17 protein-coding genes and 1 other annotated feature are annotated in these 18,371 nt (G+C 49.3%); of the genes, 11 read left to right on the top strand and 6 right to left on the bottom strand.

Going from position 1 to position 18,371, the window contains the following annotated elements:
* The first annotated feature begins 24 nt into the window (after positions 1 to 24).
* The 3 genes from EDM59_RS08060 to EDM59_RS08050 are packed head-to-tail and all read left to right on the top strand — an operon-like array spanning position 25 to position 3,684.
* The gene (locus EDM59_RS08060; protein WP_122923101.1) at positions 25 to 741 is read left to right on the top strand and encodes a response regulator transcription factor; all 717 of its coding nucleotides are present in this window, start codon (positions 25 to 27) and stop codon (positions 739 to 741) included.
* A gap of 1 nt (position 742) precedes the next feature.
* Entirely contained in the window at positions 743 to 2,533 is a 1,791-nt protein-coding gene (locus EDM59_RS08055; protein WP_122923100.1) for an ATP-binding protein, read from the top strand.
* A 14-nt stretch (positions 2,534 to 2,547) separates the two neighbouring features.
* A complete protein-coding gene (locus EDM59_RS08050) occupies positions 2,548 to 3,684 on the top strand; it encodes an HAD family hydrolase (RefSeq protein WP_122923099.1) in 1,137 nt (378 codons plus the stop codon).
* Positions 3,685 to 3,837: 153 nt separating this feature from the next.
* Here the strand turns inward: EDM59_RS08050 and EDM59_RS08045 are convergent, their stop codons facing one another.
* The 6 genes from EDM59_RS08045 to EDM59_RS08020 form a co-directional block, all read right to left on the bottom strand.
* Positions 3,838 to 4,113, bottom strand: a complete 276-nt coding sequence (locus tag EDM59_RS08045) for a hypothetical protein (RefSeq protein ID WP_122923098.1) — start codon at positions 4,111 to 4,113, stop codon at positions 3,838 to 3,840.
* A 12-nt stretch (positions 4,114 to 4,125) separates the two neighbouring features.
* Positions 4,126 to 5,409, bottom strand: a complete 1,284-nt coding sequence (locus tag EDM59_RS08040; protein WP_122923097.1) for an ArsB/NhaD family transporter — start codon at positions 5,407 to 5,409, stop codon at positions 4,126 to 4,128.
* A gap of 110 nt (positions 5,410 to 5,519) precedes the next feature.
* Positions 5,520 to 7,103, bottom strand: a complete 1,584-nt coding sequence (gene serA / locus EDM59_RS08035; protein WP_092272030.1) for a phosphoglycerate dehydrogenase — start codon at positions 7,101 to 7,103, stop codon at positions 5,520 to 5,522.
* The gene (locus EDM59_RS08030; RefSeq protein ID WP_122923096.1) at positions 7,096 to 8,250 is read right to left on the bottom strand and encodes a pyridoxal-phosphate-dependent aminotransferase family protein; all 1,155 of its coding nucleotides are present in this window, start codon (positions 8,248 to 8,250) and stop codon (positions 7,096 to 7,098) included. Before EDM59_RS08030 ends, serA begins: the two co-directional genes overlap by 8 nt.
* Before the next feature lie 164 nt (positions 8,251 to 8,414).
* Positions 8,415 to 8,655, bottom strand: a binding site (T-box leader).
* Between the two features lie 363 nt (positions 8,656 to 9,018).
* On the bottom strand, positions 9,019 to 9,225 hold the full coding sequence (locus tag EDM59_RS08025) for a ferredoxin (RefSeq protein ID WP_031305339.1): 207 nt from the start codon (positions 9,223 to 9,225) through the stop codon (positions 9,019 to 9,021).
* Positions 9,226 to 9,328: 103 nt separating this feature from the next.
* Positions 9,329 to 10,369 carry a hypothetical protein gene (locus tag EDM59_RS08020; protein WP_246010939.1) on the bottom strand — a complete coding sequence of 347 codons (1,041 nt, stop codon included), beginning with the start codon at positions 10,367 to 10,369 and terminating at the stop codon, positions 9,329 to 9,331.
* Between EDM59_RS08020 and EDM59_RS08015 the strand changes: the two genes are divergently transcribed.
* The 8 genes from EDM59_RS08015 (at position 10,353) to EDM59_RS07980 (ending at position 18,307) form a co-directional block, all read left to right on the top strand.
* Entirely contained in the window at positions 10,353 to 11,423 is a 1,071-nt protein-coding gene (locus EDM59_RS08015; RefSeq protein WP_246010938.1) for a YpbB family protein, read from the top strand. The genes EDM59_RS08020 and EDM59_RS08015 overlap by 17 nt on opposite strands.
* Entirely contained in the window at positions 11,420 to 12,934 is a 1,515-nt protein-coding gene (locus EDM59_RS08010; RefSeq protein ID WP_122923093.1) for a RecQ family ATP-dependent DNA helicase, read from the top strand. The genes EDM59_RS08015 and EDM59_RS08010 overlap by 4 nt, the downstream gene beginning before the upstream one ends.
* A gap of 16 nt (positions 12,935 to 12,950) precedes the next feature.
* Positions 12,951 to 13,532: a CPBP family intramembrane glutamic endopeptidase gene (locus tag EDM59_RS08005; protein ID WP_122923092.1), complete on the top strand. Its 582-nt coding sequence runs from the start codon at positions 12,951 to 12,953 to the stop codon at positions 13,530 to 13,532.
* Positions 13,529 to 14,191 (top strand): LysM peptidoglycan-binding domain-containing protein, encoded by a 663-nt coding sequence (locus EDM59_RS08000; protein ID WP_122923091.1) that lies wholly within the window; start codon positions 13,529 to 13,531, stop codon positions 14,189 to 14,191. The genes EDM59_RS08005 and EDM59_RS08000 overlap by 4 nt, the downstream gene beginning before the upstream one ends.
* A 43-nt stretch (positions 14,192 to 14,234) precedes the next feature.
* Positions 14,235 to 15,170 carry an NAD(P)/FAD-dependent oxidoreductase gene (locus tag EDM59_RS07995; protein WP_246010937.1) on the top strand — a complete coding sequence of 312 codons (936 nt, stop codon included), beginning with the start codon at positions 14,235 to 14,237 and terminating at the stop codon, positions 15,168 to 15,170.
* A 72-nt stretch (positions 15,171 to 15,242) separates the two neighbouring features.
* Positions 15,243 to 15,665 carry a hypothetical protein gene (locus EDM59_RS07990; protein WP_183192841.1) on the top strand — a complete coding sequence of 141 codons (423 nt, stop codon included), beginning with the start codon at positions 15,243 to 15,245 and terminating at the stop codon, positions 15,663 to 15,665.
* Between the two features lie 250 nt (positions 15,666 to 15,915).
* Positions 15,916 to 16,518, top strand: a complete 603-nt coding sequence (locus EDM59_RS07985) for a genetic competence negative regulator (RefSeq protein WP_092272051.1) — start codon at positions 15,916 to 15,918, stop codon at positions 16,516 to 16,518.
* Between the two features lie 499 nt (positions 16,519 to 17,017).
* A complete protein-coding gene (locus EDM59_RS07980; protein WP_122923090.1) occupies positions 17,018 to 18,307 on the top strand; it encodes a Glu/Leu/Phe/Val family dehydrogenase in 1,290 nt (429 codons plus the stop codon).
* Positions 18,308 to 18,371 lie beyond the last annotated feature (64 nt).

Raw genomic sequence — 18,371 nt, 5'->3', positions numbered from 1 at the left:
TCAAATCGCTAAGAGGTGTTGGGCATGGAGAAATTGGCACGTATCCTTGTGGTGGATGACGAAGAACGCATCCGCCGTCTGTTGAAAATGTATCTGGAAAGAGAAAACTTCTTGATCGACGAGGCAGACAACGGAGAACAGGCAGTCGAAATGGCAGTCGGGAGCGACTACGACATCATCTTGCTCGATCTGATGCTACCGGGAATGGATGGGATCGAAGTTTGTCAGCGCATTCGGGAATTCAAAGCGACTCCGATTGTCATGCTGACGGCAAAGGGAGAAGAGACCAATCGCGTTCATGGCTTTGAAGCCGGGGTTGACGATTATGTCGTGAAACCGTTTAGTCCTCGTGAAGTCATGTATCGTGTAAAGGCGATCCTGCGTCGTTCGTCGGCGACCGCTTATTTGAAAACAGAGACCTTTAACAGCCATTCTGTCCTGGTCTTTCCCGAACTGACCATTGATCATGACGCGCACAAAGTGATTGCCAGTGGTCAAGAAGTCAGTCTTACTCCTAAGGAATATGAGCTATTGCACTATTTGGCGCTTTCTCCAGACAAGGTATTCACTCGCGAAGAGCTGCTGAAAGATGTATGGAATTACGAGTTTTTTGGAGATCTTCGCACGGTTGATACACACATCAAGCGTTTGCGTGAAAAATTAAACCGTGTGTCTCCGCAGGCAGCGAATATGATCGCTACCGTATGGGGTGTCGGTTATAAATTAGAGGTGCCAAAATAAAGTGGATGTCTTTTTTCGCAGCGTTGTCGGAAAGCTTTGGATGACGATCATTGCTTTGTTTGCTTTGGTACTCACGATTTTCAGCTTGCTCATCGTACAATCCTTTGACAGCTTCTATACGAACAGACAGACGCAAAATTTGCAGGATCTGGCGGAAGGATTATCAAGCGGATTGTCCGCAAGTTCCAATACACAAGGCGCTTTGGAGATGGCAGCGGCATTTGGCGTCGTGCATCATACCGGAATGGTGGTATTGGACGATCAGAAAAACGTCATTGGGAAGAGCGAGGGGAAAGGTCTTCCCAGCATACCGGTCGATGACCTGCTAGCTTCTCCTGAGCTAAAGCTTGGAGAGGCCTTGGCGGGTCAACATCCCGCACCGAAACGAATCTATTTGCAGGTGGGGGCGAACGATCAAAAGAATCCCAATGCGAGTCTGCAGCTGATCGCGGTAGCCGTGCCGATGGAGTATACCGCTGGCAAGCATGGCTCTGTCGTCATGTATCAGGCGATGGAAGATTTTGATGATACGGTGAATGAAGTTCGCTTCCTGATCTTTGTGGTTGGCGTTCTCGCTTTTGTTTCTACCACGGTGTTTGCCTTCTTCCTATCGTCGAGGGTGACGATTCCTTTGCGTCAGATGAAAGAAACCGCTCATCGCATTGCGGAAGGGGACTTTCATGCAGAGATTCCCGTCCGTACGGCAGATGAGACAGGGGAGCTTGCCGCGTCCTTTAATACGATGGCTGCTCGCCTTAACCAATTGGTAGATGCGCTGTCCAAGGAAAAAGAACAATTGGCGAGCGTACTGAGAAGCATGGTTGACGGTGTGGTCATGATCGATGCAGAGGGAAAAATCGCCTTAACGAATCCTCCGGGTGAGCGCTTTTTGCGCGACTGGAAATTCGAGCATCCAGATGAACCTGCTCCGTTGTTCCCCATCTATCAGCAGGTTGTTCAAACGGGTCAGGAAGTGACAGAGGATATCCCGCTGCAAGGGCGGAATTGGGCGCTGGTCATGGTTCCGGTAATCGATCGCGAGCAAATTCGTGGGGCAGTCGCTGTCCTGCGCGATATGACACAGGAGCGCAAGCTGGATAAAATGCGCAACGATTTTGTAGCAAACGTATCCCATGAGCTACGGACGCCGCTGTCCATGCTGCAAGGATACAGTGAAGCGATCGTGGATGATATCGCAACTACACCGGAAGAACACAAAGAACTGGCGCAAATCATCTACGATGAGTCCGTGCGCATGACCAAGCTCGTCAATGAGCTGCTAAGCCTGGCGCGAATGGAAGCAGGTCATGTGGAGCTGTTCCGCGAGCCTGTGGAGCTGCGGCCGTATTTGGAGCGGATCCAGCGCAAGTTTACGAATTTGGCGCGGGAACGGGATATTCATTTGCTTTTGGAAATGTCAACCTCTCACAATGTGGTCAGTATGGATCCCGATCGCATGGAACAAGTGCTGACCAACCTGATTGACAATGCGCTACGACATACTCCCGGCAAAGGCAGCGTGACCATCCGGGCTCGCGGCGACAAGACTTTGCTGCTGGAGATTAGCGACACGGGCAGTGGTATTCCCCAGGAAGATCTGCCGTTTGTTTTTGAACGCTTCTATAAAGCCGACAAAGCGCGTACGCGAGGTCGGGTAGGCGGCACTGGACTTGGCCTTGCCATCGCCAAGAACATTGTCGAGGCTCACGGCGGGACGATTGGCGTACAGAGCAAAATGGGAGAAGGAACGACGTTTACGATTGCCTTGATGCTGCAATCGAAAACAAAATAGGAGTGTAGAGAGAAATGATCAAGACGATTCTTTTTGATGTAGATGGGGTTATGCTGAGCGAAGAACGTTACTTCGATGCTTCTGCCTTGACGGTATGGGAAATGCTGTACAGCCCACAGTATTTGGGCGTAAGGTCTGATTCCTTTACACCAGCTCCGGTGGAAGAGGAAATACGCCGGGTGCGTGACCAAGTGTTTGCAAATGACAAAGTGCTGGATCTGATCAAAGCGCGCGGCATCAACTCCAACTGGGACATGGTTTATCTCGCGTTCTCCTATCAAGTGATTCGGTTGGTAGAAGCTCTGATGCCGCATGTAGGCGATGAAGCAAAGAGTATTCTCCGTGGACAAGTGGACCGTGCTGAACTGGCCAAGCTCAGAGAGTGGGGCGCTGCTTATGCACCCGACTTTACGGTTGACTATGCAGCCTTTATCCCTGATTTTGCAAAAGGCTCCGCACAAAAGGCAGAAATGCTGCTGTACTTGAATCAGATCACAAAAGAGCGTCTTGGTGTAGACACAGAAATCTTCTCTCGCAGCAGCACCCTATGGCAGCTATGCTACGAAACGTTTCAGGAATGGTACTTGGGTGACGAGAGGGTAGCGGCTTCTATCGGTCGCGAAACCAGTCAGACTGGTAAAAAAGGCTTCCTGACAGACGAGATCCCGATCGTACCACCTGCGGAAATGATCGAGCTGTTCCGCACGTTGAAGGAAAAGGGATATACGCTTGGAATCGGTACAGGCCGTCCTACGATCGAGACACATGTTCCACTCTCGGAAATGAAAATCCTGGAATGGTTTGACCCAAATCGCGTGGTTACCGCATCTCATGTCTTGGAAGCGGAAGAGGAATTCCCGTCTTATGCGCCAATGTCCAAGCCGCATCCGTACTCGTATGTAAAAGGGTTGCTTGGCTTGTCTGCTCCGAATAGCGATGTGGTAAACTTCTCTTTGCCTATTCAAAAGGGTGAGGAAGTCCTGATCGTAGGAGATTCGCCGGCAGACTTTCTAGCCGCACGCTCCATGGGCTGCAAATTTGCCGCAACGCTTACGGGGCTGTCTGGTCAAGAGGCTCGTGCGAAGTTTGAGGAAGTAAAAGCTGACTATATTCTCGACGACGTGAGAGATCTCTTGACGATTCTTGAATAGAGGATTCAACAAACCTAAAAAAGACTCTGCCTTAATCATTTCGGCGGAGTCTTTTTTGTACAGTAAGAATTTATAAGATTCTTAGCCAGTATAAGTGCAACTAAGACTGCGCCAAAAGGCTTGGCGCAGCCAAGTTTTCTAATGTCTGCAAGCTTATTCCCACTGCAGTGATTTCAAGCATTGAAAGAGAAAAGCGTGAATCAAAAAGGGATGGATCGAATCATTTCTAACGATCACTTCATAGGTACCGTCAGCCTGCGTGTAGAATAAGACATCGGTATAATCTTTGTTGTCCTCAAAGAAGGAACGCACCTGCTTTAGCCGGCTGCGCATTTCTTCCGTTTGGACAGTAATCTGAAAGGTGACGTCATTCGTGTTTGCAGCTTCTGTGATAGTGATTAAAGATTCATCAAATGTATAGCGCAGCATTTGTACTCCTCCTTACCAGATAAAATAGCGCAGATACACATACAAATGCGAAATGGCAATCGAGAGAAGCATGAGAGGGAAGGCAACCTTCAGGAAGCCGACGAAGCTGATGTTGTAGCCTTCCTTGGATGCCAATCCAGCAACAATGACGTTCGCACTTGCTCCGATTAATGTACCGTTACCGCCCAAGCAAGCTCCGAGTGCAAGACTCCACCACAGCGGTTCTAAATTGGTAATTCCGAGTGCTCCCATCTCTTTGATCATCGGGATCATCGTCGCGACAAAAGGGATATTGTCTACGAAAGCAGAAGCAATGGCACTCAGCCATAGGATCAAAAGGGAGGTATGCAGCGGATCTCCTCCTGTCAGGTTGATTGCTTCGCCGGCCAGCTTCGCGATGACGCCAGTTTCCACGAGGCCCGAGACGAGAACGAAGAGACCAATGAAGAAAAAGATCGTACTCCACTCGACTTTGCTGATTGCGTCCTCCAAATAATGTTCGCCCGTCAATAGCAGCAGGAGGAAAGCGCCCGTCAAAGCAATCGTCGCCGTCTCCAGCTGCAGAGCTCCGTGAAGCATGAAGCCAACGATCGTCAGGGCCATCACAGTGAGTGATTTCTTTAGCAAAACAGCATCCGTAATCTCATCCCTCTCGTTCAATTGCATGATTTTTGCACTGAGCTCGGGGGATGTAACAAGTTGCTTGCGGTAAATCAGAACAAAACAGAAGACCGTAGCCGCCATGATGATTATGATGACCGGAGCCAAGTTGAACAAGAACGCCATGAAATCTAATTCAGGAACCGCACTGCCGATCATGATATTCGGCGGATCTCCGATGAGAGTAGCGGTACCGCCCGCATTCGAGGCAATGATCTCACTAATGAGAAAAGGAATGGGGTTTAGCTGTAGCTGACGTGCGATGCTAAAGGTCACGGGCACAATCAGCAACACGGTGGTGACATTGTCCAAAAAGGCAGAAGCAACCGCTGTAATGATGCTCAGATACACCAGGATACGTATCGGTTTTCCTTTGGCAGCCTTGGCTGCACGAATAGCCACGTACTTGAAGACGCCAGTCTGCGCGGTTACAGTAACGAGTATCATCATCCCGATCAGCAAGCCCAGCGTATTGAAGTCAATATGATGGATAGCTTGCTCTTGAGAGACAATCCCGAACAGTACCATGAGGATCCCGCCGGACATCGCTACGATTGTACGGTGCAGCTTTTCACTGATTATAAATGCGTAGGTAACGAGAAAAATGCCAATGGCCATGATTGCCTGGTTCGTCATAACAGGCTCCTTTCGTAAGCGATGGTCTTGTCCTATTATATCCATTAGGAAAAAAAGGGTAAAGAAAAAGACCCGGTTCTTCACCAGGTCTTTGCAGTCTTTGCGATGGACTACAGCTCGATCTGTGTAACGCTTTTTACTTCCGCCAATTCACCCATGGTATCGAGCAATTCAGCAGTCAGCGGTTTATCGACAGACAGCATCATGATCGCATCTCCACCAACGTCGCGGCGTCCCACCTGCATGGTCGCGATGTTGACGTTGTTTTCACCCAGGATCGAACCCACGCGTCCGATTACCCCAGGACGGTCATTGTGGTGGATGTACAGCAGATAGCCTTCTGGAGCCACGTCGATCGCGTAGTCATCGATTTTCACGATGCGGGCACCATAACCGTTCAGACGAGTACCTGCGACTGTACGGGTTTCCTGAGTCGTTTTCAGGGCTACGGTCAAGAGGTTGGTAAAGCCTTTGTTTTGTGCCGCTTTTTGCTCGGTAACCGTGATGTCGCGCACTTTGGCAAGCAGAGGAGCATTGACGAAGTTGACTTCCTCCCCGAGGCGGAAAGAGAGCACACCTTTCAATACGGTACGAGTCAGTGGCGAAGTATCTACATCCGTCAATTCACCGCTGTATTTGATTTCGATTTCCGAGATGGAGCCGACCGTTACTTGTGCGAGGAAATGACCCAGCTTTTCGCCAAGTGTGAAGTAAGGCTGCACTTTTTCCATCACATGCGCAGGGATGGATGGCAGGTTCACCGCATTTTTGAACGGCTCGCCACGAAGTACTTTCAGAATTTCTTCCGATACGTCTACTGCTACGTTTTCTTGCGCTTCGATTGTGGAAGCACCGAGGTGAGGAGCGGTTACCACTTTTGGATGACCGACCAATGGATTGTCTACTGGCGGCTCCACTTCGTATACGTCGAGAGCCGCACCCGCTACTTTACCAGTCGTGATGGCTTCGTACAGCGCTTTTTCATCGATGATCCCACCGCGAGCGCAGTTGATGAGACGAACGCCGTCTTTCATTTTGGCGAACTCGCGGGAGCTGATGATGTGGCGTGTTTCTTTGGTCAGTGGGGTGTGAACCGTGATGAAGTCAGCAGCACGGCAAATCTCGTCGACGGTTGCGTTGATCACACCCATTTTTTGTGCGCGTTCTTCTGTCAGGAACGGGTCAAAGCCCATGACTGTCATACCGAATGCTTTTGCACGCTTGGCTACCTCAGAGCCGATACGGCCCATACCAAGGATACCCAGTACCTTATTGTTGAGCTCCACGCCTTGGAAGCTTTTGCGATCCCATGTACCGTCAACCAGCTTTTTGTGAGCTTGTGGAATGTTGCGGGCAACAGCCATCAGCATGGCAAACGAATGCTCTGCCGTAGAGATCGTATTTCCGTCTGGAGCGTTGATGACAGGAATCCCTGCTTGGGTAGCAGCGTTGATATCGATATTGTCGACACCCACACCTGCACGACCGACAGCTTTCAGCTTTTTACCAGCAGCCAGCACTTCTGCCGTCACTTGGGTTTGGCTGCGTACGAGCAGGGCATCGTAATCGCCAATGACTTCGAGCAGATCAGTAGGGGAGAGGTCTGTTTTGCGAACGACGTCTACATCAGGCGCGTCCAGCAGTTGTTGAATTCCGAATTCGCTAAGTGGGTCAGTAATCAGTACTTTATACATGTGCGATGAGCACCTCCTGAGCAGCTTTGACACCGGCACCCAGCTCTACAGGAGCGCCGATTTGGTGGAGCGACATTTCAATAGCAGCGATCACTTGCAGAACATCGAGTGGCTCGCAATAGCCCATGTGACCGATGCGGAAGATTTTCCCTTTCAGGTGTTGTTGTCCACCTGCAATCGAGATGTTGTAATGCTTGGTCAATGCTTTGCGCATCGCTTCGGCATCAAATGCGCCTTGTGGGTCGCAGGAAGTAACGGTAGTAGCCGCATACGCATCTTCAGCCATCAGCTTGATATTCAAAGCTCGCATGGCAGCGCGCGTCATATCACGCATCAGCTCGTGACGCTTCACGATGGCTGGCAAGCCTTCTTCTTCCAAGATATCAAGCACTTCAGCGAGACCAAAGATCAACGATACAGCAGGTGTGTACGGAGTCGTTTGATCCTTCAAGCTCTTGCGGTATGCTTTCAGGTCCAGGTAGAAAGCAAGGGATTTGTTTTGCTCAATGACAGCCCATGCACGCTCGCTGGCAGCCAGGAAAGCAAGTCCAGTCGGGAGCATGAAAGCCTTTTGGGAGCCAGTCACGACGATGTCAACACCCCAAGCGTCCATTTCGCAAGGAACAGCACCCAGGCAGCTTACCGCGTCTACGATGAACAGAGCATCGGATTGTTTGCGGATGACCTCTGCAAGCTCAGCGATCGGGTTTTGGACACCTGTAGAAGTCTCACAGTAGGTAGCAAAAACGGCTTTGACTTGCGGCTTTTCTTTCAGGAAAGCATCCAGAAGCTCTGGTGTTACGGCTTCGCCCCAAGGAACTTCAAGACGGTGAGCAATGACGCCGTAGCGCTCGCAGATTTTTGCGAATCTTTCCCCGAAGTTTCCGCTGACCAAAATGGCTGCTTCATCACCGGGCTGCAGTGTGTTGACCACACCCATTTCCAGGGCGCTTGTGCCGCTTCCTGCGATGATGTACACATCTTGCTGTGTACCGAAGTACGGCTTCAGGCGCTCAGCCGTTTTTGCGAATAGAGCAGAGAACTTGCCGCTGCGGTGTCCCATCATAGGCTGGTTCATCGCTTGTTGAACACGTGGCGGGATAGGGGTAGGGCCAGGAATTCTCAAAATTTGTTTGTCAGTAAACATGTTTCTCTCCTCCTAAGTATGATTGCGATAATAAACTTGTCGGCGCCAAGCCATATGGCGGAGCCTGTATGCCTTTATACTTTCGTTCTGTATCGCGTTAGCGAACACAAGTGGATGAAAGTATAAAAAGCCTCCCGTTCTCACACTGCTCCTATTACAGAACAGTGAGGGACGAGAGGCTTTGCTTCGCGGTGCCACCCTCATTTACCCTTCTTTTCTCAAAGAAGAGCCTTAGCAGGTACATGACCTAAAGAGATAACGGATCAACCGTTCGCGTCTACTAAACAACCGTTGTTCGACGCAACAACTCGGAAGTGCTTATCTGTGAGTGGAACCACCGATTCGCAGCAAACATCGGCTCTCTGAGGGTTTCCGGACACAGCGTTTCTTCGTCATCGCTGTTTATCAGTATGTGTCTCGTAAGATTTGTACTTACGATATCATGGCAAAAAGGGTGTCGTCAAGCACAAAAAACGGAAAAAATGAACGATGCAAATAAAAATGTATTTAACGTTCGTAAATAATAGGCTAATCAATAGTTTCGGAAGGTTAAAAACAACCAAATTCCGAACGTTAAGATATTCATCTCACAAAAAATGGGAAATCCCGGATTTAATGTTCGGTTTTTGCGTTGCTTTTATTGTATCGAAAAGTGCTGGAAGTTGAAATGGTAATTTGCTGATCAACCGTTCACTTGCAAGTGCGAAGAAACTGAAAAACCTCTCACGCACGAGGCGGAGAGGTTTCGATCCATGTAGATGGAATGAACTATTCCACTTTGATAGAATCAGTTGGGCATCCTTCAGCGGCGTCGCGAACGTCGTCTTGCAGGATATCCGGGATTTCAACGCTGTTTGCATTGTCATCCAGTTTGTTGAAGGCCAAGCCCTCATCATCGTAGTCAAAGACGTCAGGAGCAGTAGCTCCACAGGCGCCGCATGCAATACAAGTATCTTTATCTACCCATGTTGTCATCGTCGTTTCACCTCCCATTACGAAGTGGTACGTCCACTATCATAGACCATTGTATGCTCTTGCTCAAAAGATTTCAAGATTGAATCAGTCTAAAAATGTACGACTACTTGTAAAGCGGAATTTCAGGAGCCTTCAGCTGGGAGTAGAGCTTTCCACTCACTTGCTTAAAGTCGCCTGGATGAATCGCGTCTGTGGCGTTTAACAAACGAATGGCGTCTGCCACATCCTGGATGCCAAGGTTCTGGGCATCTTGTGTCGCAACAAGACTGTCAATGCGAGCCGTCAAGTCTTCGGGGCTGTAGCTTTTCCATTGCTTGTCTTTTGCCATCGCAGTAGCAGCAACGTACGTCCGATAATGGAAGGGATATTGCTTCCATTGTCCAGTGGTCACTGAAGCGGGCAATGTTTTAGGCAAAGACTGTTTCACGACATAAGCGGACTCCCATGCGGCTATTGAGCGGTACAGCATTTCTTGAGCCGTGAGCCAGCTGTTTTGAAAAAGCGGCATGCGTGCTGCGATTGCAGCTGGGGTTAAGGCATTACTATTCTGATCGGATCGCACCTGCTCCATACTATCCAAATAAGCCCGTACGCTGTTCGCAAAATTGCTGTGGGCTTGTACCAATAAAGGAGAAGTCGGGAGCGGCACGTTCTTTTCCAATGCTTTCAGTGTCTCTTCAGCCTGCTTCGTCAAATATTTTAAAGACTCAGCCTGTTCTTTTTTATCCATGGCATTCCATTTCGCCATTTCATCAAAGTGCGCTTGACGGAAATGGAGCAGTGGAGCATACACCGAGTAATAAAAGCGGATAAAATCCTGCTCATTGTAGAGCTTTTGTGCTTTTAATTGCTGGTCACGCATGGCTTCTTGCTGCTGAGCTTCAAGGGCAGCGGCTCGCTCCGCTTCCATTTTTGTTTTCATATAATGCGCCCCGAAAAAAAATCCACCAACCGTACAAGCAAGTGTTATGATGATCATATAGGCCATCATAAATTCTGATTTTTTCAATCGTTTTGTCATAAAACTCCTCCATATGATAATTGCAGCAGATGAGTGATAAAGATAGATCCATAAAGGAGTACCAATGAACAATCGGAGCATTGCGGCACAGGATTTTTTATGCGCTGTGACCATAAACGCCATGATTCCTCTTGCCAATGAGCGAACGCTTCAGGCAGCCTTTTACATTTTGCGAGGCCGAAAAGCCAATCAGACTTTGCAAGACGTACATTTGTACCACCTTTATCCGTATTATCGGATGTTTCCGCGTTTTACAAAAGAGGATTGGGAGAAAATTGTTTCAACTTTGTTGCAGGAAGAATGGATTGTACCGCTTCCTGCAGTGACAGCGACATCCAAACCATCATTCTCGATCACGGAAAAAGGGATTGACCAAGCCGAGCAATGGAAGGCTGCTTTTCAACTGGAGCGGTGGAACGAGCCTTTCACAGAATCAGGAATGGCTGAAAAAATAGAGCTGTTTTGGCAGCGTCTTCACTTGCTCGTACAAACCGTTTCCCAACTTCTCGCAGGAGATTTGGGATTCTTTCCCGTCGTTTCAGACAAAAAAATTCAGCAGTGGGTAAAAAACCAGTTGGCTTCACAAACCGCCCGCGAGCAATGGCAAAAACGGCTCGGGGAAGAATTGCACACGCTCTGGAGCCCACTTCCTGAGGATGTCCAAAAACTGTTGATCGGGCAATTGTCCGGGGCTACTCAGGTCGGGAAAACGCTGGGACAGCTAGCCGCGCAGCAAAAGGACTCGGCATTTTATTTACAATTGCCATTCCGCTATGGACTTGCTATGTCCATCCTGCAGCTGCAAGAAGACCCGGCCCGTTTTCCCTTGTTGTCCCATCTCGTCGTGCAAACAGAAAAATGGGACACGCGTTTGACTGAGAGCGCTGCACGCACATATGCCTTGGTGCAGCGCGGGATGAGCATCGAACAAATCGCTGATGCGCGCAAAATCAAAGAAAGCACCGTGGAGGATCATCTGGCCGAGATCGCTTTGCGTTGTCCGGAATGGGATTGCTCTACCTATCTAGAGCCAAAACTGAGCGCTGTCATCATCCAGACCAGCGAACAGCTGCAAACGAGCAGGCTTCGTCTCATCAAGGATCATTTGGGCGAAGCTGTCTCGTACCTGCAGATTCGGCTGGCCTTGGCACGCAGACAGGGGGAGAGGTGGACGTGAACAGAAGATTGCTAGAGAAATTGCAGCTGCATTTTGGACATGCTTCCTTTCGACCAGGTCAAAGAGAGATTATCGAGAGACTGCTTTCCGGGCAAAATGTCCTTGCGATTCTTGCTACAGGGGGAGGAAAGTCGGTTACGTACCAGCTCCCAGCTTTGCTTTTACCCGGTATCACAGTGGTGGTTTCTCCGTTAATCTCCCTGATGATTGATCAGGTGCAGCAGCTGCGCACACGCAGGCGGATTCCAGCAGCTTATGTGAACAGTTCGCAGGATCCGGCTGAATCACGAGAGATCCTGCGCGAGCTCGGTAACGGTGTGTACAAGCTTTTGTATATTTCTCCGGAAAAACTGCAGCAGCCGTACATCCAGTCCGTACTGAAGCGGATAGGGGTGTCGCTCGTTGCAATCGACGAGGCTCACTGTATTTCCCAATGGGGACATGATTTTCGGACGGACTATTTACGTCTGCCGGATGCGATCAAACATCTGGGAAATCCTCTGGTGCTGGCAGTTACAGCAACCGCAACAGAGGATGTACGAAAAGAAATCAGTCAGCAGCTGCAAATTGCCCAGGAGAATGTGATGTCGCAGCCTTTGAATCGGGAGAATATCGCACTCGATCTGGTAAGGGTGAGCGATGAGGGAGAGCGCCGTGAGCAAGTCCTGCAGTTGATGGATGAACTGAAAGGTCCAGGTATTGTGTATTGCAGTACGAGAAACGCTGTAGAGGTACTCGTAGCCTCGTATCAACTGCAGGGATCAAAAAGAGTACACGGCTATCACGGTGGCATGGAGAGCATGGAGCGAATGCTGATCCAGTCGCAGTTTCTCTTAGGCGAGTTGGACGTGATCGTTGCTACCAATGCATTTGGTATGGGGATCGATAAACCCGATATACAATATGTGATCCATTACCAGCTGCCTGCCAGTATGGAGGCGTACGCGCAGGAAATCGGTCGCATTGGACGAAACGGGCAGCCAGGCTATGCCGTCTTGTTCTATGTAGAGGATGATTGGCAGATCCATCAGCACATGGTGGAAAAGGAATACCCTACTCAGCTGCAAGTGATGCAGTTTTTTCAAGTCTTCAAAACCGCTGCGACAGCAAACAAGGACGCGTGGGGACCTACTGAAATGACCGAAGAGATGATTCAGATGCTCACTTTTTACGCAGAGCAGACAGGTCTTGCTCAAGAGGTGGCTGCCGCGTCTGATTCGGGAGCCGAGCATGTGCAGCGCATTTGGCAGGAAACCGAGAAACGAAAACGGCTGAAAAAGCAAAAGCTGTACGAAATGCTCAGGTATGTAGAAGATGCGAATGATTGTCTGCGGAAGAAGCTGAACCGTTATTTTGGCGAGGAGCAGGCGGCATTTACTCTTCATTGCTGTTCGTGCTGCGGGCTTGAGAGACAGGCGTATCAAGGCGATCGGACGAATACGCCGGACAAGAAAGATGAAAACTCTTGGGATTTGCGGCAGGCTTTGGAGAAGCTCTTGCCGAAAAAATAAAGGAGGAACAAAACCAGTGAAGGACAGCGGGCAAGAGATAGATGAAGCTAATCTGCGGTTAAATCTCTGGCTGACTCAGGGTTTGGTTTTGGCAATTGCCGCAGGAAGCAGCTTGTTCTTCCTAGGCTGGGAACGCACCGTCGGGTTGTTTACGGCCCCGGACGGGTCGGGGCTGGCGATGGCGCTGCTCGTTGCTCTCGGTATCATTTTGGCAAGCGTAGCGATGGATCGGTACTTGCCGAGTAGCTGGCAAGACGACGGCAACGTGAATGAAACAGTGTTTGGAAACATGTCGCTGTTCATGACCCTACTGGTTTGCATTTCCGTTGGAGTGGGAGAGGAATGGCTGTTCCGAGGCGTCGTCCAGTCCTGGATCGGCAACTTATGGACGAGCATCATCTTCACGCTCATTCACGTTCGCTATCTGAAAAAGCCGCTGTTGTTTATCAGCGTGTTTGTCACCAGCCTGCTTTTAGGGATGCTCTTTGAACGGGAAGGGACTTTGTGGCCATCGATTATCGCTCATATTCTCATCGATCTGGTATTGGCTTCCTATCTGCAATTTACATTAAAAAGGAGAAAGGGGAAGAAACAGTGAGTACGGAACAAACTGGCTTGCCTCCTCGTCGTTCGCGAACAAAACGACCTTCTGGTTCCATCTCGTTAAAAAAGCTCATTACGTCCGGACTGTATCTGTTTGGTGCCCTTTTTTTCGGGTTGATTGGTGTTGAACTATACCAAGCAAAAGTGAGTCACCCGTCTGAGGGGGAAGGTAGTCCTATTGTTTCAACCGTGACAAATTCCCCGACCCAGTCAGTGGCAGCTAGTACAGAGCCCAAATCCCCTGCACCAGCGCCTGTAGAACAGCCTCAAACACCCAAGACAACTGAGGAGGCATCTGCACCTAATCAGCCAGCACTTCCAGACGCTAGTCAGGGACCAAAGCCTGATGGGGCCCCGGCAGGACAAACAGGGATCCAGGAAGTTGCCGGGAAAGCGGAGAGCGTCACCAAGCCGCAGACAGATGCCAAAGCAAGTACACAAGCCAAACCGAGTGCGGCAGCCAAACCAGATGCAGCCGTGCCAAAACCAAAGGCAATCAAGCATGTCGTGCAAAAAGGCGAGACACTGTACATGCTTTCGCGCAAATATTATGGGAACAACTCCTATGTGGCTAAAATTGCAAACTACAATGGTCTCTCCCTCGAAGCACAATTGACAGCGGGAAAGGTCGTTCTCGTCCCACTTCTTCCGTAATGAGTCTCCCTGACCCAGGTTATGCTATGGAGAAATGCAAACGATGGGCGGGGAGCGCATGATGTACGATACCATTATCGTTGGCGGTGGGATTGGCGGACTCCAAACAGCGATCCAGCTGGCACGAAGCATGCGTCGTGTAGCGGTTGTAGACACTCCTGGGGGAAGGTCAACTATCGCCAAATCCTACCGGAATATCCTTGGCTTTGAGGATGGGGTAAGCGGAGAGAGCTTACGCAGGCAAGGCAGGGAGCAGGCAGCCAAATACGGGGCTGTCTTCTTTGCTGATGAAGTCGTTAAATTGGAAAGTCAGGGGGAAGCTGGCTTTTTGGTACATAGGAGAAACGCGGTGCAGCCGCTGGAATGCCGGACCTTGGTCATGGCGACGGGGATAAAGGATCCATTTCCGGCCATCCCCGGCATCGAAGAGTGTCTGGGAACATCCATTTTTCTATGTCCGGACTGTGACGGCTATGAGACCCTAGAGCAGCGTACTGCTGTGATCGGAGCTGTCCCACAGGCAATCGAGATGGCAGACGAGCTTGCTTTCTATACCTCGAAAATTTATCTCATTAACCATGCGCAGGCACCCGTGCCACCAGAGCTGAGAGAGATGCTGTCAGACAAAGGCTATACCTTGCTGGACGCAGCTGTGGAAAGAATGCTTCATGACGACGGAGGGTTGAGGCAGCTGATTCTTTCAACGGGTGAACATCTGGAGGTAACCAGAGCTTTTCTCTCGTTTCCGGGTGCACAAGTTCAGACGGATCTTTTAAGGCCGCTATCCGTGAGACTGAATCCAAAAGGACATGTGCTTACAAACCCGAGAACGAAAGAGACGGATCATCCGAATCTGTGGGCGGTTGGAGATATAGTGGAGCATTCCCAGCAGGTAGCGATCGCGATGGGGGACGGCGCACAGGCCGCCATCTGGATTCAGAAGAGACTGAGAGAGCAAGGCTTTACGGAACGCCGGTAGTCGGCGTTTTTTCTTTTTACAGGAACCCGAACTAGCAGCACTCAATAAGATGGGGAGAAGAATGCACGTGAGGTGAATGGCTTTGTGATGGCGGTCATGGGAAGAAGCCTGCTGGTAGGGGCGCTTGCCTGGATACTGGGAAACGGAGCTTTTCATGTATTTCCTTCGAGGTACGATCACTTGGCAAGCATGGGAGAATGGCTATCCATGCTCTTGTTTTCGCCCGTCGAACTGTTTCTCTCCTTGGTTCTATTTGTAGTCGCAACGGCACTTCTTTTGGGGCTTTTGCACTTTCACATTTTTCACTTTTTCCAGGTTCGATTTGTCGATAGGAAAAACGCCTGGATGCATGTGTTCATGTCCTTTTTTTCACTCTTTTTGTTTACCGTTCAATTTGTAAAAATGCCGATCCCGACTGTACTCTTGGCCGGTTGGGTCGTCATCTACGAGGCAACCCAAAAGCGCCTGCTTTTCCTGGGAAAGCGCAAAAACTGACAGCTGACAACAAAGTCCGATACGCAGGCTCCTGCTATCGACAGCACACGTGAAAGGTGCGAAGACAAGCGCAAGGTGTAGCGTGGCTATGTTCCAGATGACAAATGTGATATGATAGGACTACCTCGGATTTTCCTAAACGAAGAAAAAATGGATGAATGACAACAGGTATTCGTCGGAAAATGCGGAGAACTCTTACAGGCTTACAATCATATTTTGTAGTACGACTGGATGGCGAGGAGGGACAGTCATGCGTGTTGAACGCCTTGGTCAAGATAAAATACGAATCTTTTTAACGTTTGATGACCTGTCAGAGCGCGGGATAGAGAAAGAAGACATGTGGCGTGACATTCCTAAAGTACATGAACTGTTCAACGACATGATGGAGCAGGCGTATCATGAACTAGGTTTTGAAGTGTCAGGGCCTGTTGCCGTTGAAGTGTTCGCCTTGCCAGCTCAGGGTATGGTCGTGATCGTTACTCGTGGCAAAACCGGCTCAAAAGACGGGAAAGAAGAAGAGGATTTCGACGACGAAGAAGTATATGAGCTTGAGGTGACGCTTGAAGAAAGCGACCTCATCATCTACGCCTTCCGTGATTTTGAGCACATGGTAGAAGCTGCTCACCGAATAAATGCTCTTTTAACCAATGGAGGCTCCGCTTACTTCTACCAGGGCAAGTATCACCTGGTGCTGGAAGAAGTGGAATTGGATCAGGAGCGCTACCACAAACTGATTGCGATCCTCTCTGAGTACGGGGAAGCGACGCCAACAACCATCTACGTATTGGAGGAATACGGGAAGGTTGTTGTGGCAGATGATGCAGTAAAAGAAATATGCAGGCATTTTACGTAAGAAAATGCTTGGGGAGATAAAAAAGCACCTAGTTTCTTGCTAGGTGCTTTTGCTGTGTGTAGGTGGAGAGATGACGACGTGGTCGCTGTGTTGGTTATTTCTATAATTGGGAAAAGCTGTTCTTCGTGTGAGGGGATTTCTCTTCCGAATGGGAAAAAAATAAGGACAACCCAATAAATTTTTCAACAAAATACACCATGTATAAACTTCCAGAATTACTCTTTTTATAATGACATGATTCCTCAGGATTGGTAATGAAACCTGCCAAGTTGGAGAGGCTATAAGTACGATTCCTATCGCGTTTTTTTGTTTGTACAGCAAATTCAGACTACTTATATCAAGGGTTTTGCGGATTGGCAATATTTTGCATGATTATGCCTTTCGACACGAGAAAACGCTTACGAAATGGAAAAAAGGTTTTTTTATACCTTCTCATACTGGGGACAAACATGTATACTAAGACCTGCGTTTACCGATAACATTTTTGAGGTGGTAAGTAATGGGTAATCAAGACGTGGTAACCGAAAGCACCCAAGGGGAACAAAAGCAAGAGAGCTTGAACTTGCTTGAATCTACTCAAGTGGTGATCAAGGAAGCACTGGAGAAACTAGGTTACCAAGAATCGATGTTTGAACTCTTGAAGGAGCCGCTACGCGTTTTGACTGTACGCATTCCGGTTCGCATGGATAACGGCGAAGTAAAAGTGTTTACTGGTTATCGTGCACAGCACAACGATGCAGTAGGTCCAACCAAGGGGGGCATTCGTTTCCACCCGGAAGTTACAGAGGATGAAGTAAAAGCACTGTCCATCTGGATGAGCCTCAAAGCAGGTATCGTCGATCTGCCATATGGTGGTGGTAAAGGCGGTATCATTTGTGACCCGCGTGAAATGTCTTTCCGCGAACTGGAACGATTGAGCCGCGGTTATGTTCGCGCAATCAGCCAACTCGTGGGCCCGACAAAAGATATTCCGGCTCCAGACGTATTTACGAACTCGCAAATCATGGCTTGGATGATGGATGAGTACAGCCGTATTCGTGAGTTTGACTCCCCTGGCTTCATTACGGGAAAACCGATCGCGCTTGGTGGTTCGCACGGTCGTGAAACAGCAACTGCAAAAGGTGTAACGATATGCATTCGCGAAGCAGCAAAACGCCGCAACATCGACGTAAAAGGTGCTCGCGTCGTAATCCAAGGTTTTGGTAATGCTGGTAGCTATCTGGCGAAATTCATGCACGATGCAGGCGCTAAAGTAGTCGGTATCTCCGATGCTTACGGTGCGCTGCACGATCCAAATGGTCTGGATATCGACTATCTCCTGGATCGCCGTGACTCTTTCGGTACAGTTACGAAGCTGTTCAACAACACGATTACAAACAAAGAGCTCTTTGAACTGGATTGCGATATCCTGGTGCCTGCAGCGATTGAAAACCAAATTACTGCTGCAAACGCTCACAATATCAAAGCTCAGATCGTGGTAGAAGCAGCCAATGGTCCAACGACATTGGAGGCAACCAAAATTTTGACGGAACGTGGCATTCTGCTTGTTCCAGACGTACTGGCTAGCGCTGGCGGTGTCACTGTATCCTACTTCGAGTGGGTACAAAATAACCAAGGCTACTACTGGACAGAAGAAGAAGTGGAAGCGAAATTGGAGCAAGTTATGGTGCGTTCGTTTGAGAATGTTTACTCCTTGTCTCAAACACGCCGTGTAGACATGCGTTTGTCCGCTTACATGGTGGGCGCTCGCAAAATGGCTGAAGCTTCTCGTTTCCGCGGTTGGGTGTAAACTCCTGACTGTTCTCGACATACACAGAACCAAAAACCCCTCCAAGCTGCAAAGCAGGAGGGGT

It is taken from the genome of Brevibacillus nitrificans (assembly GCF_003710965.1).
Lineage (GTDB): Bacteria > Bacillota > Bacilli > Brevibacillales > Brevibacillaceae > Brevibacillus > Brevibacillus centrosporus.
The sequence above is the reverse complement of the archived record's forward strand: the minus strand, read 5'-3'. Positions and strand labels throughout refer to the sequence as shown.

Excerpts from the sequence above, each read along its gene's own strand:
- EDM59_RS07995 (WP_246010937.1), top strand. The coding sequence starts at position 14,235 with ATGGGCGGGGAGCGCATGATGTACGATACCATTATCGTTGGCGGTGGG.
- EDM59_RS08025 (WP_031305339.1), bottom strand. The coding sequence starts at position 9,225 with ATGACAACATGGGTAGATAAAGATACTTGTATTGCATGCGGCGCCTGT.
- EDM59_RS07980 (WP_122923090.1), top strand. The coding sequence starts at position 17,018 with ATGGGTAATCAAGACGTGGTAACCGAAAGCACCCAAGGGGAACAAAAG.
- EDM59_RS08060 (WP_122923101.1), top strand. The coding sequence starts at position 25 with ATGGAGAAATTGGCACGTATCCTTGTGGTGGATGACGAAGAACGCATC.
- EDM59_RS08050 (WP_122923099.1), top strand. The coding sequence starts at position 2,548 with ATGATCAAGACGATTCTTTTTGATGTAGATGGGGTTATGCTGAGCGAA.
- EDM59_RS08040 (WP_122923097.1), bottom strand. The coding sequence starts at position 5,409 with ATGACGAACCAGGCAATCATGGCCATTGGCATTTTTCTCGTTACCTAC.
- EDM59_RS08020 (WP_246010939.1), bottom strand. The coding sequence starts at position 10,369 with ATGGCGTTTATGGTCACAGCGCATAAAAAATCCTGTGCCGCAATGCTC.
- EDM59_RS08030 (WP_122923096.1), bottom strand. The coding sequence starts at position 8,250 with ATGTTTACTGACAAACAAATTTTGAGAATTCCTGGCCCTACCCCTATC.
- serA (WP_092272030.1), bottom strand. The coding sequence starts at position 7,103 with ATGTATAAAGTACTGATTACTGACCCACTTAGCGAATTCGGAATTCAA.
- EDM59_RS07985 (WP_092272051.1), top strand. The coding sequence starts at position 15,916 with ATGCGTGTTGAACGCCTTGGTCAAGATAAAATACGAATCTTTTTAACG.
- EDM59_RS08045 (WP_122923098.1), bottom strand. The coding sequence starts at position 4,113 with ATGCTGCGCTATACATTTGATGAATCTTTAATCACTATCACAGAAGCT.